General features: G+C 53.1%; 18 protein-coding genes. 5 read left to right on the forward strand and 13 right to left on the reverse strand.

Translation table 11 applies throughout. From position 1 onward, the window contains the following. The first annotated feature begins 29 nt into the window (after positions 1-29). Both FCN15_RS15360 and FCN15_RS15365 read left to right on the forward strand, forming a co-directional pair. Positions 30-926 (forward strand): carbohydrate ABC transporter permease, encoded by an 897-nt coding sequence (locus FCN15_RS15360; protein WP_138495870.1) that lies wholly within the window; start codon positions 30-32, stop codon positions 924-926. Positions 927-987: 61 nt separating this feature from the next. Beyond that, positions 988-2,904 carry a beta-L-arabinofuranosidase domain-containing protein gene (locus tag FCN15_RS15365; protein WP_162515377.1) on the forward strand — a complete coding sequence of 639 codons (1,917 nt, stop codon included), beginning with the start codon at positions 988-990 and terminating at the stop codon, positions 2,902-2,904. Between the two features lie 150 nt (positions 2,905-3,054). Here FCN15_RS15365 and FCN15_RS15370 read toward each other — a convergent pair whose 3' ends face one another. From FCN15_RS15370 to FCN15_RS15415, 10 genes are all read right to left on the reverse strand, one after another. Continuing rightward, complete coding sequence (locus FCN15_RS15370; protein ID WP_138495872.1) at positions 3,055-3,801, reverse strand: hypothetical protein; 747 nt, start codon at positions 3,799-3,801, stop codon at positions 3,055-3,057. Positions 3,802-3,895: 94 nt separating this feature from the next. Next, positions 3,896-4,522 carry a glycosyltransferase gene (locus FCN15_RS15375; protein WP_420819584.1) on the reverse strand — a complete coding sequence of 209 codons (627 nt, stop codon included), beginning with the start codon at positions 4,520-4,522 and terminating at the stop codon, positions 3,896-3,898. Between the two features lie 225 nt (positions 4,523-4,747). After that, positions 4,748-7,177, reverse strand: coding sequence for a bifunctional diguanylate cyclase/phosphodiesterase (locus FCN15_RS15380; protein WP_138495874.1), 2,430 nt, complete (start codon positions 7,175-7,177; stop codon positions 4,748-4,750). 262 nt (positions 7,178-7,439) lie between these two features. After that, positions 7,440-8,588 (reverse strand): ABC transporter permease, encoded by a 1,149-nt coding sequence (locus FCN15_RS15385; protein ID WP_138495875.1) that lies wholly within the window; start codon positions 8,586-8,588, stop codon positions 7,440-7,442. Positions 8,589-8,590: 2 nt separating this feature from the next. Then, positions 8,591-9,715: an ABC transporter permease gene (locus tag FCN15_RS15390; protein ID WP_138495876.1), complete on the reverse strand. Its 1,125-nt coding sequence runs from the start codon at positions 9,713-9,715 to the stop codon at positions 8,591-8,593. Between the two features lie 11 nt (positions 9,716-9,726). After that, positions 9,727-10,668, reverse strand: a complete 942-nt coding sequence (locus FCN15_RS15395; protein WP_138495877.1) for an ABC transporter ATP-binding protein — start codon at positions 10,666-10,668, stop codon at positions 9,727-9,729. 95 nt (positions 10,669-10,763) lie between these two features. Further along, entirely contained in the window at positions 10,764-11,918 is a 1,155-nt protein-coding gene (locus FCN15_RS15400) for a sensor histidine kinase (RefSeq protein WP_238996716.1), read from the reverse strand. After that, positions 11,911-12,618 (reverse strand): response regulator transcription factor, encoded by a 708-nt coding sequence (locus FCN15_RS15405; RefSeq protein WP_138495878.1) that lies wholly within the window; start codon positions 12,616-12,618, stop codon positions 11,911-11,913. The genes FCN15_RS15400 and FCN15_RS15405 overlap by 8 nt, the downstream gene beginning before the upstream one ends. A gap of 180 nt (positions 12,619-12,798) precedes the next feature. After that, the gene (locus FCN15_RS15410; protein ID WP_138495879.1) at positions 12,799-13,110 is read right to left on the reverse strand and encodes a PilZ domain-containing protein; all 312 of its coding nucleotides are present in this window, start codon (positions 13,108-13,110) and stop codon (positions 12,799-12,801) included. Between the two features lie 104 nt (positions 13,111-13,214). After that, positions 13,215-13,994 carry an ABC transporter ATP-binding protein gene (locus tag FCN15_RS15415; RefSeq protein WP_138495880.1) on the reverse strand — a complete coding sequence of 260 codons (780 nt, stop codon included), beginning with the start codon at positions 13,992-13,994 and terminating at the stop codon, positions 13,215-13,217. A gap of 314 nt (positions 13,995-14,308) precedes the next feature. On the opposite strand from FCN15_RS15415, the gene FCN15_RS15420 reads away from it, so the two are divergent. The 3 genes from FCN15_RS15420 to FCN15_RS15430 all read left to right on the forward strand — a co-directional run bounded on the left by FCN15_RS15420 (position 14,309) and on the right by FCN15_RS15430 (position 16,920). Continuing rightward, positions 14,309-15,184 carry a GNAT family N-acetyltransferase gene (locus FCN15_RS15420; RefSeq protein ID WP_138495881.1) on the forward strand — a complete coding sequence of 292 codons (876 nt, stop codon included), beginning with the start codon at positions 14,309-14,311 and terminating at the stop codon, positions 15,182-15,184. Positions 15,185-15,319: 135 nt separating this feature from the next. Beyond that, positions 15,320-16,183: a class I SAM-dependent methyltransferase gene (locus FCN15_RS15425; protein ID WP_138495882.1), complete on the forward strand. Its 864-nt coding sequence runs from the start codon at positions 15,320-15,322 to the stop codon at positions 16,181-16,183. Positions 16,184-16,185: 2 nt separating this feature from the next. Next, a complete protein-coding gene (locus FCN15_RS15430) occupies positions 16,186-16,920 on the forward strand; it encodes an RluA family pseudouridine synthase (protein WP_138495883.1) in 735 nt (244 codons plus the stop codon). 174 nt (positions 16,921-17,094) lie between these two features. Here the strand turns inward: FCN15_RS15430 and FCN15_RS15435 are convergent, their stop codons facing one another. The 3 genes from FCN15_RS15435 to parE form a co-directional block, all read right to left on the reverse strand. After that, complete coding sequence (locus FCN15_RS15435; protein ID WP_138495884.1) at positions 17,095-17,511, reverse strand: MarR family winged helix-turn-helix transcriptional regulator; 417 nt, start codon at positions 17,509-17,511, stop codon at positions 17,095-17,097. A 247-nt stretch (positions 17,512-17,758) separates the two neighbouring features. Further along, on the reverse strand, positions 17,759-20,221 hold the full coding sequence (gene parC, locus FCN15_RS15440; protein WP_138495885.1) for a DNA topoisomerase IV subunit A: 2,463 nt from the start codon (positions 20,219-20,221) through the stop codon (positions 17,759-17,761). Between the two features lie 29 nt (positions 20,222-20,250). Next, complete coding sequence (gene parE, locus FCN15_RS15445; protein WP_138495886.1) at positions 20,251-22,230, reverse strand: DNA topoisomerase IV subunit B; 1,980 nt, start codon at positions 22,228-22,230, stop codon at positions 20,251-20,253. Positions 22,231-22,291 lie beyond the last annotated feature (61 nt).

Consider the following 22,291-nt stretch of genomic DNA (forward strand, 5'->3'; position numbering starts at 1 on the left):
AAGCCGTATCCCTTGGAGGTGTGCCCTGAATGAATCCGACCTATGGCAAAAATCTCAATGACCGGGCGGCGGACGCGGTCATTGTTCTGCTCAGCGTGCTGGTGTTTCTGATCATCGCTTACCCGCTTTATTTCGTCATCATCGCTTCTGTAAGCGATTCAACGCTGGTATCCACCGGCCAGGTGACGCTGTACCCGAAGAACATCAGTTTCTTCGGTTATAAGGAAATTTTTCATGATTCTCGAATTTGGACCGGGTACAAGAACACGCTGATCTACACGCTGCTCGGCACCTTAGTCAATCTGCTGTTTACACTGCCGGCCGCTTACGTATTGTCCAGACATGAATTCCGGGCGAGACGGGTGATCATGTTCCTGTTTGTCGTAACGCTGTTCTTCAGCGGCGGTCTGATTCCAACTTATCTGCTTATGAAGGACCTGCATTTGACCAACTCAATGTGGGTATTTATCCTGCCGTTCAGCGTCAACGTCTACAACCTGATTATTGCACGCTCATTCTTCGAGCACTCGCTACCTAAAGAGCTGTATGAAGCGGCGTCTATGGACGGCTGCAGCCATTTTACCTTCTTCGTCAAAGTTGCCCTGCCTCTGTCCAAAGCCGTTGTGTCCGTTATCGCCTTGTATTACCTGGTTGCGCATTGGAACGACTTCTTTACCGGGCTGATCTACATCCGCAGCAATGATCTGCAGCCGCTGCAAATTGTACTGCGTGATATCTTGCTCTCCAACCAGGTATTCTCACAGGGGGCGGGCGCGGGCGGAGCCGCCGGCGGTTATGCCCAGCAGTACGCGGATCAGGTCAAATATGCCGTCATTATTGTCTCCACCCTGCCGATCCTGATCGTCTATCCGTTTATTCAGAAGTATTTTGAGAAAGGGGTAATGATCGGTTCGGTCAAAGGCTGATTCGCTGTCCATAACGGGCAGCCTCATCAGTGGGCTAAATCAGTTCGGGAGGCGTTAGATGATGGAATCTGCAGTAAACCTTGGATTCAAAGGATTAGAAGGCTTCGGCTATGACAGCGTTCAGCTTAAGGACAGCCACTGGAAGCAGCAGCGCGACGAAACGATTGAGCTTTATTTGAATATTCCGGATGATGAGCTGCTTCATTTATTCCGGGTGAAGGCCGGCCTGCCCTCTTCTGTGAACGGATTGACAGGCTGGTACGGCTCAAATGCGAATACCTTTGGCCAGAAGCTGGGCGCCTTCGCCAAGCTTTACCGGGTGACCGGGGATCAGCGGCTGAAAGAGAAAGCCCTCCATTTGGCGGAAGAATGGATGAAATGCGCAGAGACTTCAGAGCTGCTGTACGAGCACGATACTTATGTATTTGATAAGCTTCTGGGCGGATTTCTCGATCTGGTAGAGTTTCTCGATTGCCGCGCTTTGCTGCCCCACTTGCTCCAGCTGACCCGCGCTGCCGACGCCCGCTTCAAGAAGGACATCAAACGCGACGGCCTGCAGGACCATGAATTATGGCATAACCAGATGATCGAATGGTACACCCTTCCGGAGAACCTGTACCGTGCCTGGCAGCTGACCGGGGAACCGCTGTACAAATCGTTTGCCGAGCAGTGGGATTATGATTATTTCTGGAACAAGCTGAACAGCCGGGATTTCAGGATTGGGCCCCGTCATGCCTACAGCCATGTAAACAGCCTTTCCAGCGCTGCCCGGGCCTATGAAGCAACGGGTGACGAGCGGTATCTGACCGCGATGACCGCCGCTTATGACGAGATTACGAGCCATCACATCTTCGCAACCGGAGGATATGGCCCTGCGGAGTGCTTGTTCCCCGACAAGGAGGGTTATCTGGGGGATTCACTGAAATCGACCTGGGACCCGACGCTCGGCAGCTTGACGTATACCAATTTCGGCGGCTCGGAGGTCACGAGGAACGACACTTGGGGAAGCTGCGAGGTATCCTGCTGCGCTTGGGCGGTCTTCAAATACTGCAACTATCTGCTGAAGCTGACCGGTGAGGCCAAATATGGGGACTGGGCAGAGAAAATGCTGATCAACGGCACCGGCGGCCAGCTGCCGGTTCACCCGGATGGCAAAGTCATGTATTATGCCGATTACTTCCTGGACGGCGGGCTGAAATCCGTGGAGGACCGCAGGCTGCAGGAGAATGGCGAAGCCTTTGAATGGCAGTGCTGCACCGGCACCTTCCCGCAGGATGTGGCGGAATACGCCAACATGCTGTATTACCGGGATCAGGATGGGCTGTATATCAGCCAGTACCTGCCTTCAACCGTTACCTGGACACAGGGCAGCTCTCTGCTCGCCTTGGAAAATCATTCGGATTACCCGGATACCAGCCGGATCCGGCTGCGGCTCGCCGTGATGGAGAACCTTAATCATCCCAGCGATGATTCGTCCAGCCAGACAGCTCCCTCTCCCTCCGCCAGCCGGCAGGAATCCTCCGGACCCCGGTGCTCTTTCCGGCTTCGTCTGCGGGTGCCGTCCTGGGCAGACGGCGCCAACACGATTAGCGTGAACGGAATCCGCCAGTCCATCGCCTGCAGCCCTGGTGAGTGGGCTGAAATCGACCGGGTCTGGCATGACGGCGATGTGGTGGAGGCCGATTTCCCGTATCGTCTTTATTTTACTCCCGTAGATGAACAAAATCCCGGCATCGCTGCCTTAAGCTTCGGGCCGCTGGTGCTGACTGCCGACAAGATGACGCTGTTCGAAGGCGAGATTGACCGGCCGGCCGAGTGGATCCATCCTGTTCCCGGCCAGCCGCTGACGTTCATGACTCTTCCCGGGCATGTGCGGCCGTATGCGCACCTGACCCGCACTTTCACTCCATACTACAAGGTAGGAGAAATGGAGTGGTACTATATGTACAACCGAATTGCCCCGCCGGAGAATCGTTAAGCTCATTACAAAAGAAAAGCCCGCAAGGCAGAAAAGCCCGCAAGGCGCAGGAAAATGTCATCATTTCCCTGGGCTTTGCGGGCTGCTGCTTTCTGAGGAAAGCTGCTGCTTCTGGATCATCATCTATTCCCTTACACTAGCATCCTCTAATTAGTTGCCGTCAGTAGTTCCGGATTGCGTAGAGTCGGTGCTGCTGCCCGAACCATCTGCAGCCTGTCCATCCCGGCCCTGGCCGCCGCGGCCTCCCTGCTGCATTCCGCTGCTGATCTGAATACTCTCAGCCGTAGTTGTGCCGTCTGTCAGAACGTAGGTGATAATATCGCCTGCTTTCAGATCGGACAAGGCAGCATCGGTTTCCGTCCGCTCTCCGTTATCAAACGTCACCTTCGTATATTTCGTGGAAGAGGTAACGGTGATGTCTGTTGTTTCATCAGAGAACATCTGACCGCGCTGGCCTCCTCCGCCCATGCCCTTCTGGCCTGACGGGTCGCCGCTGGCCGGAGCTGCTTGTCCGCTGGCGTCTGCGGAAGCTGCAGCCGGTTGTCCATTATCCTCCGGTGCGCCGGATGGCGGAGTGCCGTTGCTGCCGTCTGGTCCGCCGCCTCCCTGCATTCCTGCAGGCATTTCCGACTCATAAACCTTTATTGTGCTGTCGCTGATGCTTTCGATTTTGCCCATTTTCGCGGAGCTGTCCACCGCTGCCGCCGCTGTTCCGGATTGCGGATCAGTTGACGCAGAAGAGGAATTGTCCGCCGCTGCCGCCGAGCTTGAGGTGCTGGTTTCGGTCGTAGTTCCTGCTGCAGCAGCCGAATCCGACTGGCTTCCGCAGCCCTGCAGCAGAAGCATCATTAGTGCAGTAATGGCCAGCAGGCCGGTTATTTTTGTTTTTTTATTCATCAGGTAAAACCCCTTTCCAATAATTAGCTACTTCAATAGCTAACCACAGGAAACTGAATGGAGCTTTAAATTTACCTGAAAGATTGTTGAAAATTTAAAATTTGTCAGGGAACTGTTTGATGATCCCTTCTGTCAGGATGTCCGCAAGATGAATCATATGAATCTCGTTCTTGTCGGTCACCGCAATATCCGATTTCCAGTCGCCTTTAAGACAGTACATGACCAAATCCGTAATCAGCTGAAGATGCTCATACAGCATATCCTGCAGCGTCTTGAACTGCCAGTTCGGATTCGCAGTGCTTAAAAATTTCGCGATGTCGTCGGCATTTCTATGCCAATCCGCATCAAGCTTCTTCACATCCGCCTGATTGCCCGCTTTGGCAGCGGCCACAATTTTTCCCGCGATTACAATATGCTCTTTCAGGAGCTCAGCCAGCTTGTTGCCGGCCGCTTCTCCGTAGTAAGGCTTAATCAGATTGCCGATGTCCTGCTGGTTCTGCAGCAGCCGGTCCAGCACATCCTTCTGATCCGCCCGGTCAGACAGGGCACTGACAATATAACTTCGTGTCCATATCGTATGGTCGATCCAAGCCTTCTGCATATCGCTTTTCAGCTGTACCATTTTGGGACTTAAACAGTCCGGATCTTTCCTTTCTCCCTTCACTGCTTGCGCCGTTTCTTGCGCCAACCCTTGCGTGTTCGCTAGCGTCTTCGCTTGCATCTTCTCCTGCACCATCGCTTGCGCAGAGCCTGCAGCCGGCGTCATGCTGCACACAAGCGCCGCTGTCAGCAGCAGCGCTGGCAATCCTTGTCTCGTCACATTCATCTGCTCCTCTGTATCTCTGGAATAAAAACAGGCTGTCTTATTATGACTGAATTATCCAGTATTATACAGAAGTTAGCTGCCCTCTTTGCTGGCCTGCTGGCTGTTCTGCAGATGCCGGCCCTATTTCTGTTCAAAAGCTATTCTTTGCGGAATGAAGAAGCTCTCCTCCACGTCTTTGGCACTCAACGGCTTGCTGTAGTAGAAACCCTGGATTTCTCTGCAGTCCGTATCGGTAATCGCCTCAAGCTGCTCTTTGGTTTCGATGCCCTCTGCAATGACATTCAAGTCCAGGTGGCGGGCCATGGAAATGATGGTCGACACAATCGCCTGGTCGCTTTTGTTCGTTACGATGTCACGTACGAAGGAACGGTCGATTTTCAGCTTGTGAATCGGGAACATTTTTAAATAGCTGAGCGAGCTGTAGCCTGTTCCGAAATCATCCAGGCTGATCCGGACGCCCAGCCGGCTCAGCTCCTGCAGGACCGAAATCGAAGCAGCTGGATCCATCATCATGCTCTCCGTGATTTCGAGCTCCAGATACTTCGCTGCAAGACCTGTTTCGTTCAAGACTTGGGAAATGTACGCGACCAGATTCGTTTGGTGAAACTGCTGGGAGGACAAATTCACCGCAACGGAAATGAGCGGCCCGCCGTTATCATGCCACTCCTTCATTTGCCGGCACGCCTCGCTCAGCACCCAGTTCCCCAGTTCAATGATCAAACCCAGCTCTTCCGCAGCCGAAATGAACTGATCTGGACCCACAATTCCCCTCTCGGGATGATTCCAGCGGACAAGGGCTTCGACGCCGACCATTCTGCGGTCTTCAGGCTGTATCTGCGGCTGGTAATAAAGCACAAACTCATTCTGATTCAGAGCCTTGCGCAGGTCATTCTCCAGCTTCACCTTGCTCTGCAGCTTCTCGTCAAGCTCCTCAGTGAAGAAACAGTAGCCGTTCTTGCCGTTATTCTTCACCTCGTACATCGCCGCATCTGCATGCTTGACTAGCAGCTCCTCATCCTGGCCATGATCCGGGAACATGGCAATGCCCACGCTTGCGGTTACAAAGAAATCATTGTTCTTGAGCCTGAACGGCTTCTGAATCGCTTGGGTAAACTTCCCGGCAAGCTCTGCCGCCATGTCCGCATCACTGTTCGCATACAGCACGGTGATTTCATCCCCGCCGATCCGGGCCAGGCTGATGCTCCGGCCATCCGTAATTTCGCGGATTCTCTGGCTCATCTGCCGCAGGAACAAATCCCCGTACATATGGCCCAGCGAGTCGTTTATAGACTTGAACCGGTCCATATCCATCACCATAACGGCAAACCGGCTGCCGCTGCGGTTATGGTCCATAATCATCTCTTGTAACCGCTGGTTAAACCTGCGGCGGTTGTCAAGGCCCGTTAACTCATCGTGAAAAGCCAGATAATGAATCCGTTCCCGTGTCCGCTTCTCGTCCGTGATATCCCGGATGATGAGATAATGCCCCACCAGTTTATCGTCCACCTCAAGCGGGACGGTCATCAAATGAAGGTCAGCAGCAGTTCCTGCCAGGATAAACGTCATATCGTAGCTGTTTGACTTCTGGCTTAAGCTGTCCAGGACATATTCAACGTCTTCCTCATTCAGGGTACCAGTGAGCAGGTCGTATAACGGCTTATTGTAGAACCGGATTTCTTCAACCTGAAAAATACCGGCAGCAGCCGCATTAATGCCAATGATCCGCTGCTGCAGATCTACGGTAATAATACCGTCCTGATTGTTCTCATACAGGGAACGGAACATTTTTTCATTCTCGATCATCAGATTCTGCTGGCGCTCAAACCGTCTCGCAATAAGCAGCCCGGCCAGCGATAATCCGAGTGTCAGCATTGTGCCAATGACAATCGTATAAGCCAGCCAGCGGTGATTCAGAACAATTCCGTCCGCTGCTGATGCAGAGCTCATATCGCTGAACGAAGCGCCCCACATGCCTGTATAATGCATGCCGGCAATTGCGGCCCCCATCAGCAGCCCGCTGCCTATTTTGCTCCAGAGCGCGCGTCCCGGCGCTTTCCTGCGGAAATAGAAAGACAATGCAAATGCGGTCAGGGATGCCGCAACGGCAATCAGCACAGAGAGCAGCACCAGCTTGTAGTTGTACGTAATATGCACCAGCATGGCCGACATGCCGATATAGTGCATCGCCACTACGCCCGCAGCCAGCAGCAGTCCGCCGCCGATCCAGCGCCAGAAGCCGACCTTCTCCCTGCCTACCAGATGAAGCGCTGCGGCGGAAGAAATAATAGCGGCCCATACTGAGAACAGCACCCGGCCAAGATCATATCCAACCTCCATGGGAAGCGTCATGGCCAGCATGCCGACAAAATGCATCGACCAGATGCCAATCCCCATTGCTGCTCCGCCAAAGAGAAGCCATAATTGTCTGAACCATCCCTTGGACAGGCTTAATCTGTCTACGAGATCCAAAACGGTGTATGAGGCAAGTACCGCTACACCATATGAGAACAAAACCAACTCGGGGTCAAAAGTTCCATGTACATGATTCATCTGCCAACCTTCTTTCTTCTGCTATTCCTTTGGTTGGACTTTCTAAACGACAAACAGCCCGGTAGAATCCTTTGCCAGAATTCACCAGGATATAAGTCTGATCTGCCCATTGAACCTAGTCTAAGAGAAAGCTTGTCGATTTGTAAAGACAATCTTCCTGGTCCGGAAAGGATTCCCTCCAAAACTAGAAAGGCCTCCCAAATCACTCAGGAAGCCTGTGGTAACGCATATAGAATCTGGTTCTTCTGGTCCGATCTGCCGCCTACACGAAGGTCCGGGTGTCGTTATTGCGGCTGAACCGGTAGATGGCAATGAAGGCGAAGGCTGCGGCAAAAGCCAGCAGGATAAATAGATTCAGATACAGCTGACCAAACGCGGTTCCGTTCTGCAGATCATCGACGGTTTGAAGCAGCCAGTGCTGCGGAAGGAAGGCAGCGATCTTGCGGACGCTGTCCGGCATGATGTCGACCGGAAAATAACATCCGGCAAGCAGGCAGGTTGGCGTAATGATCAGATTCTGCAGCGCGCCGGCCATGCCGGAATTTTTGGCAAAAGCGACAATGACCAGCGACAGGCTGATCGCCGCAAGCCCGTAAAGCATGAGCGCCAGCACGAGCTCGCCTGCCGGGATGCCCGAATTGATGCCGAACACCTGTTTGAGCATAAACAAAGTCAGGGCAATCTGCAGCATAACCAGCAGAATATTAACCATTACATTAGACAGCACATAGTTTCTTGCTGAAATGGGAGAGGTCAGAATCCGCAGGAACGTCCGGTTCTCCTTCTCCTTGATGATGAGCTCCGTCAGGTTGCAGGCGGAGAACATCATGAAGGCGATCAGGAAGCCCAGCGACTGATAGGTCATATTTTTAGCCTTGGAGGTATCCTCGACCACAGAGGCATCCATCCCAAACGATTTCTGGCTGTAGCCATTATAAATCTTGTCAAATACAGTCTGATCAGCTCCTGCAGACAATCCGATCGCAGCGATATTATCCACGTAGTTGTTCAGCATGGACTTCAGGTATGCGGTCACCTGCGCCCCTTTCAAAGAGACAAGCGTCAAGCCTTCGGGATGGCCGCTGCGCACCGAATCCGCAAACCCCTTCTCCAAAATAACGCCTGTGTCCAGCTCGCTTGCAGCGATCTTCTGCTTCATGGACTCCTCATCCAGCACCGTTACCTCCGCCTGCTCCATCCCTTGAATGAAAGAAAGGGTGTCTTTGGTAATCCGGCTGTCTCCATCCTCGTTCACAATCCCGACCCGGAGCGTCCCCCCGGTGCCGCCGCCATAAATCATCATGCTGACCAAAATACCTGCAACAGGCAGAAGAATGAACATGATCCAGCTTGATTTCTTGCGGAAGGTGGCGATCAGCGTTCTCCGTGCCAGCCATAAAATATCCTTCATAGTTAGATTGCCTCCCGTCTGCGCATGAATAACCCGGAAATAATCAGAAACAAAGCAACAAGCGCGACGTTAAGTCCGATGACCGGAAGTGCTGCCGCTGCACGGTCTGAATAGATAATGTCATTCAGTGCATGATTGGCCCAGCGGAGCGGCGAGATGAGGACGATATTTTTAAATATTCCTGTAGCATCATCAGTCGGAAAATACGCTCCGCCCAGAAAGGAAACCACCTGAATGACGATGACCAGAAAAGCGCGTCCGGAGCCGTCCTTGAACAGATACCCGCAGAGCAGGCCAAAGCTTACGGCAAGCGCAACCTCGGTTAACAAGACCAGACCAACCGCCACATAATGCGTGCCCCAATCGGCCCGGAAAGCAAGCGCACTGAACAGCACGACCACCAGTACACAGACAAAATTGATCAGGGTAGCGCCGATAACCTTGCCTGCAAAAATCTGCCCTTTCGTTGCCGGTGAGGCACTCAGCCGGATCGAGGTCTTCCGGTTCCGTTCCGACTGGATCAGACTGGACGAGGACATGCTGGCATAAAGCGCAATCATGGTAGACATCGCGATGGCATAATAATCTATTGCTCCAGGCTGCTTCTCCTTGTTCAGCGAGGTTTCTTTAATGAAGCTTCCGAATGAATCCACACTTGCCATGATGGTCTGGACGGAAGCCGGATTGGCCTTCAAGGCAGCAGATGCGAGGTTGTAGCGGTCGGCATAAACCGAAAGCATTCCCTGGATAATATTGTTCTCGATCGTTTGCTGCGAGCTGCCATAATAATGAATACCGTCATCGTTCAGCTCCGCATAAGCCGTATACTGGCCATCCATCACGGCCTGCTGGCCGTCTGTCCCCTCTTCCCACTTCGTCAGCTGGACGCCTTCCTTCTGCAGAATCTGGGAAAAATCCTGCCAGGAAGCTTCCAGCTGCTGATTCTGCACATTTTCCTTGTAGAGCAGTTTCAGATCAGACACAGAGATATTGCTGGAGAAAGCGCTGCTCAGCGCTGTGCCAAGAATCAGAATGAGGACAATGGGAAAAGCGATCATAAAGGTAAAGGTTTGTTTATTCCGGAACTGAATGAGCAGCTCCTTGCGTGCAATCCGCAGTATATTCATGTCATTTCCTCCTAATCGCGAAGATTTCTGCCGGTCAGGGTCAGAAAGACAGTTTCCAAAGTCGCCGCTTTCTCATCAACGGAACGGATTTCGACCTGGTTTTGAATCAGCTGCTGCAGGATCAAATTCAAGTTGTTAATCTCCGCTTTCGACCAGACGCGCAGCAGCTGTTCCTGCTCATCGTCCAGAACCTGCGTGACGCCCGGAATCTGCCGGATGCGCTCGGTGTCCAGCGGCTGCTCCGACTTGTAGCTGATCCAGATATCCTTGGTATCCGTGATGCTCGATTTAAGCTGCTCCTTGGTTCCCTCTGCAATCAGCTTCCCATGATCCACGATGGCGATCCGGCTGCAGATTTCTTCAACCTCCTCCATGTAATGGCTGGTGTAGATGATGGTGCTTCCCATTTCGTTCAGCTTGCGTACCGAATTCAGAATATAATTTCTGGACTGGGGGTCAATGCCCACGGTCGGCTCATCCATAATGATCAGCTTCGGTTTATGCGCAATCGCACATGCGATATTCAGCCTGCGCTTCATACCGCCGGAGAAATTCTTCGGCAGCTCCTTGGCTCTGTCGGACAGTCCTACAAACTCCAGCGCTTCGGCCGTTCTTTCCTTCAGCTCATTGCCCCGCAGTCCGTACAGCCCGGCAAAGAAATAAATATTCTCATACGCAGTCATTTCTTCATATATGGCCAGATCCTGCGGAACGATGCCGATGTTCATCTTGGCAAAACGGCTGTGCTTGGTAATATTTTTGCCTAGCAGCAGAATTTCGCCTTTCGTAATCCGCAGCAGTGATGAAATCATGTTGATCGTCGTGCTCTTGCCTGCGCCGTTCGGGCCCAGAAACCCGAATATTTCACCCTCGCGGACCTTCAGATTCATGTTGTCAACCGCTACAAAATCGCCGAATTTACGTGTAAGCTCATGAATTTCAAGTACATTCATTCCGTCTCACTCCTGTTATTCTTGATGCCTCTACTATAAAGAAAAAGGATGCCCTTACGACAGTGCATAAGTTCATCCTTTGAATATGAGAATATTCATGATCCGGCTCCATGAGGAACCTCCTGGCCGCCGGTTGGCAGCAGCGTAATGACGCTAAAGCCGTTCGAACCGTCCGTGATGACCGTGCCGCCGAGGGAGGCCGCCCTCTCTTCCATGCCCAGAATCCCCAGTCCTTTGACCACCTTATCCGACCCTTTGCCGTTGTCCGCCACGACAGCCTTTACCAGCCGGTTCAGCACCTGAACGTGGACATGGACATGATCGGCTTCCCCGTATTTGATCGTATTGGTGACCGCTTCCGTTGCGTTCTCCAGAATCACTTTCCACTGAATCGGCGTGACCGCATCCAGATTGCCTTCATGAGTCAGGGAGGCGGCTAGTCCCTGCTTGGCCGAGAGCTCGTCCACAAACAGCCTCAGCCGGTTAATGCCGATCTCCTCGGATTTGGGCTTCATGTCCTTCAGCGTCAGCCTGATCTGCTCCAGCCCCTCCTTGGAGATGGCGATGGCATTGCCAAGCAGCTCTGCCGCTTTATCCGGATTTGAGGCAAGCAGCCGCTTCGAGGCCTCCATCTGAATCAGGGCGCCGGCCATGGAATGGCCGATCTCATCATGAATCTGCTGGGATAGCCGGTTGCGCTCCTCCAGCTTGATCGTATATTCCGACTGCCTCGCTAACTCCCTGTTCTCGATTAATGCTTTGGTCAGCCGCTGCAGATCCGCATTCATCGTCTCATTGCGCTCATTCTGAACGCCCAGCTTCTCCACGCTTACCCGGATCAGGGTGTGTCCCAGCCAGCTGATCCCGGCAGCAGCGATGTACAAGGCCAGCACCTGCTGCGGAATCAGCCAGGCTGACACAAAGATCAGCACGGGCCCGAGCACCTTCGGCTTCATGCCGGCCGCAAACTCCGTCAGACTGGCGGGAAGAAGCAGATACAGCAGCGGAAGCTCGAAATGACCGGCGCAATAAGCAAGAAAGCCGGCGGATAATAAAGCTGCAGCCTGCCTGGGCTTTGGCTTCCGGAGCACCTGTCCTGCAAAGAGAAAGCAGATTACGATCAAATAAACAAAAATAGACCAGCCGCTGCCCGGCTTCCGCAGAAAATACGACTCCCAGATCACAAACCCCAGCAGGAATAGCCTGCTGAAGATGCTCCAGGTCTCCAGCATGATTTTGGGGTTATTCATCCTGAATCAGCACTTCTCCGGTCAAGTAATAGATCGCGATCTGCGTCCGGTGCGCAAGCCCTGTTTTGTTAAGTATGGAGGTTATATGGTTCGCCACGGTTCCCTCAGACAGAAACAGCTTCTTCGCGATTCCCTTGTTAGACAGCCCTTTGGCAATCTGGGTCATCACTTCAAGCTCTCTTTCAGTAAACTGGCTTAAATCCATCCCGCTGCTCGGCTTCGGCTCCTCGCCTGTACCGGCCTCGGCACTGCTGCCCGCCCTGCCCGTTCCTCCGGCTCCAGGGTCCTGCAGTCCGGTCTTGAGCCTGTCTAACACGACTCCCTGAAGCACATGGTGGTTGTGATATACGCTCGTAATCGCGCCCCGGATCTGCTCCGGGTCGTTATTTTTCAGCAAATAACCGCGGGCTCCTGCCTTGATGGCTTCAATAATGGACTCGTCATCATCAAAGGTGGTCAGGATCAAAGGTTTGGCCAAGTTCTCTCCGGCGATAATCCGTGCCGCCTCCACCCCGGTCATATTCGGCATCCGGATATCAAGCAGCGCCACATCGACGACGTGATTCCGGCAGAAGTCTACCGCTTCCGCTCCATCCTGAACCGTTCCAAGCACCTCGAATTCATCGAAACTGGACAGAATGATCTTCATTCCTTCACGGATAAAGGAGTTATCATCGGCAATCATCACTTTTATTTTCATTTCCAGGCTCCTTATGTAAAAAATAGCCAGACAACGCGTCTATCTATTATAAGCGCTTATTGGAACGGGTGACTAGACAGAAGGAGCGGAAATCTTCCTCCGTCGGGGCAATAAAAAAAGCGGACGCCCATGAGCCCTGAAAGGAATCATGAACCTCCGCAGTATAAGTGCTGCCTGCCCTTAAAAATATTCGTTCCCCTGTTCAGACTCGGCAAAGAATTGAAGCCCGCAGCGGTATCTTCCATTCTCCAGCTTCATCGTCCAGGAGACACGGCCCTGAATCAGCTGATCTTCTGACAGCTCCGGCAAATCCAGCTGGATCAGATCGCCAGGCTTCAAATCAAGATCGGTAATAATACGCATCCCTGCCTCGCTGATATCTTCCAGAATCATGGATACTCCGCTGTAATCCCTTTGTCCGCTGGTGAGCCGGTTAACCACCATTTCCATGGGAGGCAGCTTTGTCCGTTCAAATTTCCTTTTATCTTCCATTTTCTCAAGCGCTCCCCTTATAGGATAGCCGGATGGCCATAAGTATTCATCGGCAGGTTAGTGCTTCTTGTTGAGAGCGTTCTAGCGGCGGCGATGGCATTCCCTTAACCTTTTGCAAGCCAGGCCCGTTCCGCGCTCCAGGTCACTTGCACAGACATTTCGAAGAAATCGGTAAGCACGCTGCTGTTCATCATGTCGGCTGTCGCGCCTGCCCCAAACACCTTGCCGCGTCTGAGCAGCAGGGTATGATTAAAGACCGGCAGAATTTCTTCGGTATGATGCGTTACGAACAGCATATGAGGCGCCTCGGGACCCTGAGCCAGAGCTTCAATGCTCTCCAGCAGCCCTTCCTTGGATATGAAATCCAGCCCGTTGCAGGCTTCATCCAGAATCAGCAGTTTGGGCGAAGCCATCAGCGCCCTGGCGATCAGCAGCTTCTGCTTCTCTCCCTGGGAGCAGGTTTGATAAGTGCGGTTCAGCAAATGCCCGCAGCGCAGCTGCTCCATCAGCTGTCTGGCTTTCTCGTAATCGTCCTCCGAAGTTTTCTCATAGAGGCCGAAGGATGCATATTTTCCGCTGACCACCAGATCCTGCGCTTTCTCTGAGCCATAGACTTTCTCCTCCAGCGACGAACTCACCCAGCCGATTGAACGGCGGAGCTCGCGGACATCCACTTCTCCAAGCTTATGCCCCAGGATTCGGATTTCGCCTTCCGTCGGCCACAGGTAGCCGCAGAGCATATTGAGAATGGTCGTTTTGCCGGAGCCGTTAAGTCCAAAGACCGCCCAATTCTCCCCTTCCTGTACGCTCCAGTTCACATCGTCAAGTACGGTTTTGCCGTCGCGCCGCCAAGATACGTGGTTTAGTTCGATAATGCTGCTCATATTGGTGCCTCCTTTAACGGTTTAACGGATAAACGGTTTAACGGTTTGCCTCAACTCTCGAATGGGGTTCAATAGTTACAAAATTACGCCCGGTTCCCCGGCTTGTCAAGAAATAGCTTGATAGACAGCATAGAAAGCCCGTCCACCCGCCGAAAGTGCCTCTTAAAGCTTCCACTAAATATAAAAAATGGATTAAATCATGTTAGCCCTGCCAGACTGCCGGAGGATTTAAGTACAATCATTTAAGTACAATCATTTAAACACGAGGATCTAAGGATCCCGGATGAAGAGAAGAGATATGGAGGCATTGAAGAATGCTTAATGAACGGGACTGGGAACAAATTAGAGCCCTTCAGCAGGAGGTTGAACAAGCTGACGGGATTTCGCTTAAGCTGAACTGGGATATGCTGCGCAGCCGCAGGCCGGGCGACCGGGACGATTTCGTATTTCGCAAGGATGGACGGATTGCGGGGTTTCTTGCTTTATATGATTTTGCTTCAAAAATAGAGGTTTGCGGAATGGTTGCCCCTTCCTTACGCAGACAAGGCATTTTCTCCGCTCTGCTCGCGGAAGCTCTGCCTGCGGAACGAGCCTGTCAGTATAAGGACATTCTATTCAATTTACCCGCCCGATCAAGCTCCGGACGCGGGTTTGTAGAGAGCCTGGGACTAAAGCTGACCTTTACCGAATATCAAATGAAATTTAATCCGGAGCTGATTGGAGAGCTCAGACCTGCGCTGCAGGAAATTACACTGCGCCCGGCCCGGATGGAGGACTGGGACTACCTGATTGATCTGGAAATAGATGGGTTTGGATTCACCAGGGAGGAAGCCGCCAAATTAAATGAGGAAGCGCTGCGAAAAAATGCTGAAGCCGGCACCAATGAAATTCTCTTTGTGATTGAACTGCAAGGCCAGAATGCCGGCAACGTGCGGGTTCAATACGAGTCTCACGAAAGCTGGATCTACGGCTTTGTCATTGACAAGAGCAGACGCGGGCGGGGAATCGGACGTTCCGTGCTCACTCATCTTGTCAATGAGGAGCAGCCTAAAGGAAGGGATGTATTTCTTGAAGCGGCCCTTGAGAACGAGCGGGCCCTCCATCTGTACCAGTCCTGCGGCTTTGAACGCGTGCAGGTTCAGGAGTATTACCGGTATCACCCCCGGTATCTTCAGGCAGCGAAACGTTAGGATGCAAAAATTTGACCCCTCTCTTCTGGCATCATCAGGCCCTAATGAGGTACAATAAAAGGTAATTGATCAAGATCGGCTCCGCTGGATTATCAGGCGGGGCCGATATTTGTGCTGGAAGGAAGGAATATAGATATGTACATGGCTACAGACTGGAAAGATTACGAATTGATTGACACGGGAGCCGGCGACAAGCTGGAGCGCTGGGGCGACGTCATCCTGCGCAGACCCGATCCTCAAATTATATGGCCTATCGAACAGGAAACAGGAGACTGGAAGAACCTGCACGGCCATTACCACCGTAGCTCCTCAGGCGGCGGCAGCTGGGATATGAAGAAGCCGCTGCCGGAGAAATGGACCATTTCCTATAAACATCTCAAGTTTCATATTAAGCCGACCAGCTTCAAGCACACCGGCTTATTCCCGGAGCAGGCAGCCAACTGGAGCTGGATGATGGACAAGATCAGCCAGGCAGGCAGGCCTATTTCCGTCCTGAACCTGTTTGCCTACACAGGAGGCGCAACAGTGGCCGCTGCTTCAGCAGGCGCTTCCGTTGTCCATGTCGATGCCGCCAAAGGCATGGTTCAGTGGGCCAAGGAAAATCTGCAGCTGTCCGGGCTTGGTGACCGACCCGTCCGCTTTATCACGGACGATGTCTTCAAATTCGTCCAGCGGGAACAGCGCCGGGGCAACAAATACGACGCCATTATTATGGACCCTCCTTCCTACGGAAGAGGCCCGGGCGGTGAAATGTGGAAGCTGGAGACGAGCCTGTACCCGTTCCTGGAATCCTGCCTGAGCATCTTGTCGGACAAGCCGCTGTTCCTGCTGATTAACTCTTACACCACCGGCATCTCTCCTACCGTGCTGAACAACATGCTGTCCATGACTGTCAAACGCAGATACGGCGGACGCATCTCGGCAGGAGAGCTTGGACTGCCGATCACCCGCTCCGGCCTCACGCTGCCATGCGGCATTCTCGGCCGCTGGGAGGAATAAAGATGTCAGAGCAACTGGCCAGAACATGGAGCACGCCCTCCATGACGATCTTATACGAGGACAATCATCTGCTTGGCATTGAGAAGCCGGTTAATGTCCCTGTGCAGGAGGATGCCAGCGGTGATCCCGACATGCTTACGCTGCTGAAGGAAGACTTGAAGGAACGCTACAATAAACCCGGCAATGTTTATCTCGGGCTGGTCCACCGTCTGGACCGCCCGGTCGGCGGGGCGATGATCTTTGCCAAAACCTCCAAAGCCGCTTCCCGGCTGTCCGAAGCTGTTCGCAGCAGACAGTTCGAGAAGACCTATCTTGCCGTTGTACATGGCGTCCCTGCTGTCCGTCAAGGGCGGCTCACCCATTATCTGTTAAAGGATGAGCGGACGAACACGGTCTCCGTTGTCCCCAAAGGAACAAACGGAGCCAAGGAAGCCATCCTTGAATACGCGGTGATCGGCCAGCCAACTGACGGCCTGTCCCTGGTGCGCGTCGAGCTTCATACCGGTCGGCCGCATCAGATCCGGGTTCAGCTCAGCCACACGGGAACCCCGCTGTTCGGTGACCAGAAATACGGAGCTGGCTTGAACAAGCCGGGCCAGCAAATTGCGCTGTGGTCTGCCTTTGTCGGCATTCCCCACCCCGTTACCAAAGAGCCGGTACGGCTCGTTTCGGTTCCCCCCGAGGAGGACCCCTGGTCCCGCTGGAGCAAGGAGATCGCCAGCCTGCGCTTTGAATAAGCAGGACTGGATTGCTGTATAAATGAACAAATAAAGGGCTGATTCAGGCGGCGCTGCTCAGGCACCGCTGCGGATCAGCCCTTTTTGTCCTGTCACCACTTAATTTGAATCGTCGCAGCAGGCGTCCAAGCAGGTTTGTTCCCTCTCGCCAGGCCCGGACAATGCCAAGGCCAATCAGGCTTCCTGCACAGCCGTTATTTTGCCAAGCAGGAACAGCAGCAGCTGCTGATTATGGGTAGAGATGCGGTCAAGCATGTGGCCCAGAAACTCCGTCCGGACTTCACGGCCGCGCTTTACCTGCTCTCCCCCTTTCTCCGTTATCGTAATCCACACAATCCGGCGGTCCGCTTCATCCCGCTCGCGGGAGATCAAGCCGCCCTTCTCCATTCTGTCGAGCAGCATGGTTACCGCGGCCGGAGTTGTATTCAGGAATGGAATCATATCCGATGGCTTCATTTTCTTCTGGTCGCCCAGCAGCTCCAGTACGGTCAGCTGAGCTTCCGTCAGAGAAGGCGACAGCTCATTCTCCATATGGGACTGATATTCTTTGGACAGTCTCGCCCAAAGTCTGGCAAATTCTTCCGTGTACACGATAAATCCCTCCAATATCAGCGTTTCCACTTCTTTCACTGCCTTAACTTTCGCCGCCGGAGTTTGGTTTCCTGCCTCTTCGCACCAGACGACAAAAGAAGAACTTTTCCACTAGGCGCACCGCCAGGAAAAGTTCTTCTTCGTCAAATTTATTGCTCTCTATTATTGCGCTCTATTATTGCGCTCTATTATTGCGCTCTATTATTGCGCTCTGTTACTGCTTTCTTTTCTTGCTCTCTATCGGCTTCTAGCTCTCGGAAGCCCCTGAACCGTAGTTTGGAAGCAGAAGCAAATCGGCGATGCTGTCATTTTTGTCCATTGAGACAACTGCTTTGCCGATTGATTTCCGGTCCGCAAGCGGCGCCTGCTCGGAAGAGAAGCTGAAGCTTTTTCCTTCACGGGTAATTGCGGTGATCATCAATGGCTCTTTGGTCCAGTAGGCGCCAATAATAGCGCTGCCGTTAGGCTTGACGCGTTTGCCTTCTTTAAACTCAAACGTTGGAATGCCTTTTCCGCCGCGGCTTTGGGTCGGGTAATCAAGCAGCAGTGAGCGTTTGCTGTAGCCCAGATCGCTGATGACCATAATCTCCCCTTCATCCCCGCTCAGCCAGATGGCGGCTGTTACCTCATCCTCTTCACGGAGCTGAATTCCCCGGACACCTGCAGCCACACGGCCCATGCTGCCGACCTCCTGCTCGTTAAAGCGGATCGACATGCCGAGCTTCGTAATAAGAACAAGATCCTGATCGCTCTTGCTTGGTGTAACTGAAATTACTTCATCCTCGGCTCCAACCTTGCTGGCGGCGACGGCAGAAGAACGCTTGGTTTCATATTCACTCAGCAGCGTTCGTTTGACCTGTCCGCGTTTGGTCACAAATACGAGGCTCACATCCGGCTGGTCGAAATTGCGAATCGGAATAACGCTGACGATCCGGTCTTCTTTCGTAAGAGGAATAACATTGACAATGGCTGTTCCGTTGTCCTTCCACTTGAATTCCGGAATTTGGTGCACCGGCAGCAGGAAATACTGTCCGCGCTGTGTAAAGATCAGCAGATTCTCAAGCGTATTGACGCTTTGAATAAACTTGATGTAGTCGCCTTCCTTCACTCCTGCGCTTCCGATTTCTCCTCCCGACCGGGTAAAAGAAAGCATGCTTGTCCGTTTAATGTAGCCTTCGCCCGACAAAGTGACCAGCACATCCTCCTGCGTCACCATGACTTCAAGGTTCACCTTGAGCTCCTCAACCTCGCCCTGAATGACGGAGCGGCGCTCGATGCCGTATTTATCACGGATTTCGACCAGTTCCTTCCGGATGACCGAGACCAGCTTCTTGTCGCTGTTCAGGATCGCTTCAAGCCCGGCAATCTTCTTCTGGGTTTCATCCAGCTCCTTCTGCAGCTGGTTAATCTCAAGGTTAGTCAAACGGTACAGCTGCAGCGTAAGAATCGAATCAGCCTGGCGTTCAGAGAACCCGAACATCCACTGCAGATTATTCTGCGCATCCTGACGGTTCTTGGACGCTTTGATCGCCGCGATCACCTCGTCCAGAATATTGAGCGCCTTGACGAGGCCCTCCAATACATGAGCCCGGTCCTGAGCTTTCTCCAGCTCATACTGCGAGCGGAAAGTAACCACTTCCCGCTGGTGGGCAATGTAAGCCTGCAGAATCTCCCTTAAGCCAAGCTGCCGCGGCGCTTTGTTCACGATCGCTACCATGTTGAAGTTGTAGGTTACCTGCAGATCGGTCTTCTTGAGCAGGTAAGCCAGAATGCCGCTGGCATCTGAATCTTTCTTCAGTTCCACGACAATGCGCAGGCCCGCACGGCCGCTTTCATCGCGGACCTCCGCGATGCCTTCGACCTTCTTCTCCAGGCGGATATTCTCCATGGCTGTGACAAGGCGGGACTTGACCACCTGGTACGGGATTTCCGTAATGACGATCTGCTGCTTGCCTCCGCGCAGCGTTTCGATCTCCGTTTTGGATCGGATATAGATCCGTCCTTTGCCCGTCTCATAAGCCTCACGAATGCCCTCTTCGCCCATGATGATGCCGCCGGTCGGGAAGTCAGGCCCCTTTATGATCTGCATCAGCTGCTCCAGGGTGGTGTCCGGCTTCTCCATCAATTCAATGCAGGCGTCAATCGTTTCCCGCAGGTTATGGGTTGGAATTTCGGTTGCAAAACCGGATGAAATCCCGCTTACCCCGTTGACAAGCAGGTTGGGAAAACGCGCCGGAAGCACCACGGGCTCCTTCGCCGTATTATCGAAATTGTCCTTGAACAGCACCGTCCGTTTCTCGATGTCACGGAGCAGTTCAAGCGCAATCGGCGAAAGCCGCGCTTCGGTATAGCGCATTGCCGCCGGCGGGTCATCATCCTGCGAACCCCAGTTGCCGTGGCCGTCCACAAGCACATGCGCCATTTTCCAAGGCTGGGCCATCCGCGCCATACCGTCATAAATCGAAGAATCGCCGTGCGGATGATAGTTGCCCATGACATCCCCGACGGTTTTGGCCGATTTCCGGTAAGGCTTGTCCGGCGTATTGCCGGAATCGTACATCGCGTACAGAATCCGTCGCTGCACCGGCTTCAGACCATCGCGGACATCAGGAATCGCCCGGTCCTGAATTATATATTTGGAATATCTGCCAAACCGGTCTCCTACGACTTCCTCCAGGAAAGCCGGCAGAAAATTCTCAAGTGTCCCCATGCCAATTCACCTTCTATTCCTCAAACTCTCTATTCCACATACTCTGTAAAATCTACGTTCTCAACGATCCAGCGTTTGCGCGGCTCAACTTTATCCCCCATCAGCGTCGATACCCGGCGCTCTGCCTTGGCGGCGTCATCAATCTGAACCTGCAGCAGGGTGCGGGTTTCAGGGTCCATCGTTGTCTCCCACAGCTGATCAGGATTCATCTCGCCAAGTCCTTTGTAGCGCTGCAGCTCGAAATTTTTGCCGAATTCTTTCAGGTAGTTCTGAAGCTGCTCGTCCGTCCACGCGTAACGAATCGTCTCCAGCTTGCCGGAACGGCGGGTGATTTTGTAAAGCGGCGGCTGCGCGATATACACGCGTCCCGCATCAATCAGACCTTTCATGTATCTGTAGAAGAAGGTAAGCAGCAGGACCTGGATATGGGCCCCATCCGTATCGGCATCCGTCATAATAATAATTTTGGAAAAATTGCTGTCCTCAATTTCGAACTCATTTCCGATTCCTGCCCCGATTGCCGTAATAATGGCCCGGTATTCTTCATTTTTCAAAATATCCGCAAGCTTGGCCTTCTCGGGATTCATCGGTTTGCCCTTAAGCGGCAAAATAGCCTGAATCTTCGAATCGCGCCCCTGCTTGGCCGATCCGCCTGCGGAATCGCCTTCGACGATGAAGAGCTCTGTCCGTGTAAAATCCTTGGACTGCGCCGGCGTCAGCTTCCCGCCGAGATTCGAGCTTTCACTGCGTTTCTTGCCGGTGCGCATCTCATCGCGGGCCTTGCGGGCTGCTTCGCGCGCTTTGGACGCCTGAATCGCCTTCTTGATCAAGGTCTGAGCGACGCCCGGATTCTCCTCAAGGAACAGCTGCATCTTCTCGGATACAATGGCGTCCACGGCGCTGCGGGCCGAGGCGCTGCCAAGCTGGTCCTTCGTCTGGCCCACAAATTCGACCTCGGACATTTTGACGCTGATGACAGCCATCATGCCTTCACGCAGATCCGAACCCTCGAGATTCTTGTCTTTCTCCTTAAGCATGCCGGCTTTGCGGGCATATTCATTCATGACCCGGGTATACGCCGTCTTGAATCCCGTTTCGTGCGTACCGCCGCCTCTGGTCGGAATCGAGTTAACGAATGACGCAATGGTCTCCGTATAGCCCGCGTTGTACTGCATCGCCACTTCCACTTCAATCTCATCCCGCTCAGCGAAAAAGTGAATGACATCATGCAGCACATCTTTGCCGTCGTTCAAATATTCAACAAACTGGCTCGCGCCGCCTTCATAATAATATTCATCCTCGCGCCCGGAGCGCTCGTCTTTAAGCACGACCCTCAGGCCGGAGTTCAGAAAGGCGATCTCCTGCAGCCGCTCGGATAAAGTATCGTAATTCAGCGAAATTCCGTTCTGGAATACGCGGATGTCCGGTTTAAACGTCACCTTGGTCCCGTTTTTGTTGGTATTTCCGAGCACCTCAAGCCCGGTTACAGGCTCGCCGACATGCTCTTTGCCGTCCTTGTCGGCCCAATATTCAAACCGCATGCGGTGAACTTTTCCTTCACGGTAAATCTCAACTTCAAGCCATTCCGACAATGCATTCGTTACAGATGCGCCGACGCCATGCAGTCCCCCGGACTTCTTGTACCCTCCGCCGCCGAATTTGCCTCCTGCGTGCAGAATAGTATATACGACCTGCGGTGTCGGAACACCGGTTTTGTGCATGCCTACAGGTATGCCGCGTCCATTGTCCAAAACCGTTACCGAACCGTCTTTGTGCAGGGTAATGTCGATTCTGGAGCAGTATTTGGCAAGATGTTCGTCTACGGCGTTGTCGACGATCTCCCAAACCAGATGATGTAATCCCGATGAGCTTGTGCTGCCGATATACATCCCTGGCCGTTTTCTTACCGCGACAAGTCCTTCGAGCACTTGAATATCGTCCGCGTCATATCCTGCCTGGTCAGCTCCGTTCCCGGAATTGGCCGCGAACAAATCGATCTGCTCGGCCATTCATGCTCCCCCTTTAAAGTTTTGCGCTATGTAGGGCTGCCGCCCCGAATGCAAACAAATG

The sequence above is a fragment of the Paenibacillus pinistramenti genome, from assembly GCF_005869875.1.
GTDB classification, from domain to species: Bacteria; Bacillota; Bacilli; order Paenibacillales; family Paenibacillaceae; genus Fontibacillus; species Fontibacillus pinistramenti.

Coding starts and splice junctions, on each gene's coding strand:
- FCN15_RS15360 (WP_138495870.1), top strand. CDS start 30: ATGAATCCGACCTATGGCAAAAATCTCAATGACCGGGCGGCGGACGCG.
- FCN15_RS15365 (WP_162515377.1), top strand. CDS start 988: ATGGAATCTGCAGTAAACCTTGGATTCAAAGGATTAGAAGGCTTCGGC.
- FCN15_RS15370 (WP_138495872.1), bottom strand. CDS start 3,801: ATGAATAAAAAAACAAAAATAACCGGCCTGCTGGCCATTACTGCACTA.
- FCN15_RS15375 (WP_420819584.1), bottom strand. CDS start 4,522: ATGCAAGCGAAGACGCTAGCGAACACGCAAGGGTTGGCGCAAGAAACG.
- FCN15_RS15380 (WP_138495874.1), bottom strand. CDS start 7,177: ATGAATCATGTACATGGAACTTTTGACCCCGAGTTGGTTTTGTTCTCA.
- FCN15_RS15385 (WP_138495875.1), bottom strand. CDS start 8,588: ATGAAGGATATTTTATGGCTGGCACGGAGAACGCTGATCGCCACCTTC.
- FCN15_RS15390 (WP_138495876.1), bottom strand. CDS start 9,715: ATGAATATACTGCGGATTGCACGCAAGGAGCTGCTCATTCAGTTCCGG.
- FCN15_RS15395 (WP_138495877.1), bottom strand. CDS start 10,668: ATGAATGTACTTGAAATTCATGAGCTTACACGTAAATTCGGCGATTTT.
- FCN15_RS15400 (WP_238996716.1), bottom strand. CDS start 11,918: ATGAATAACCCCAAAATCATGCTGGAGACCTGGAGCATCTTCAGCAGG.
- FCN15_RS15405 (WP_138495878.1), bottom strand. CDS start 12,618: ATGAAAATAAAAGTGATGATTGCCGATGATAACTCCTTTATCCGTGAA.
- FCN15_RS15410 (WP_138495879.1), bottom strand. CDS start 13,110: ATGGAAGATAAAAGGAAATTTGAACGGACAAAGCTGCCTCCCATGGAA.
- FCN15_RS15415 (WP_138495880.1), bottom strand. CDS start 13,994: ATGAGCAGCATTATCGAACTAAACCACGTATCTTGGCGGCGCGACGGC.
- FCN15_RS15420 (WP_138495881.1), top strand. CDS start 14,309: ATGCTTAATGAACGGGACTGGGAACAAATTAGAGCCCTTCAGCAGGAG.
- FCN15_RS15425 (WP_138495882.1), top strand. CDS start 15,320: ATGTACATGGCTACAGACTGGAAAGATTACGAATTGATTGACACGGGA.
- FCN15_RS15430 (WP_138495883.1), top strand. CDS start 16,186: ATGTCAGAGCAACTGGCCAGAACATGGAGCACGCCCTCCATGACGATC.
- parC (WP_138495885.1), bottom strand. CDS start 20,221: ATGGGGACACTTGAGAATTTTCTGCCGGCTTTCCTGGAGGAAGTCGTA.
- parE (WP_138495886.1), bottom strand. CDS start 22,230: ATGGCCGAGCAGATCGATTTGTTCGCGGCCAATTCCGGGAACGGAGCT.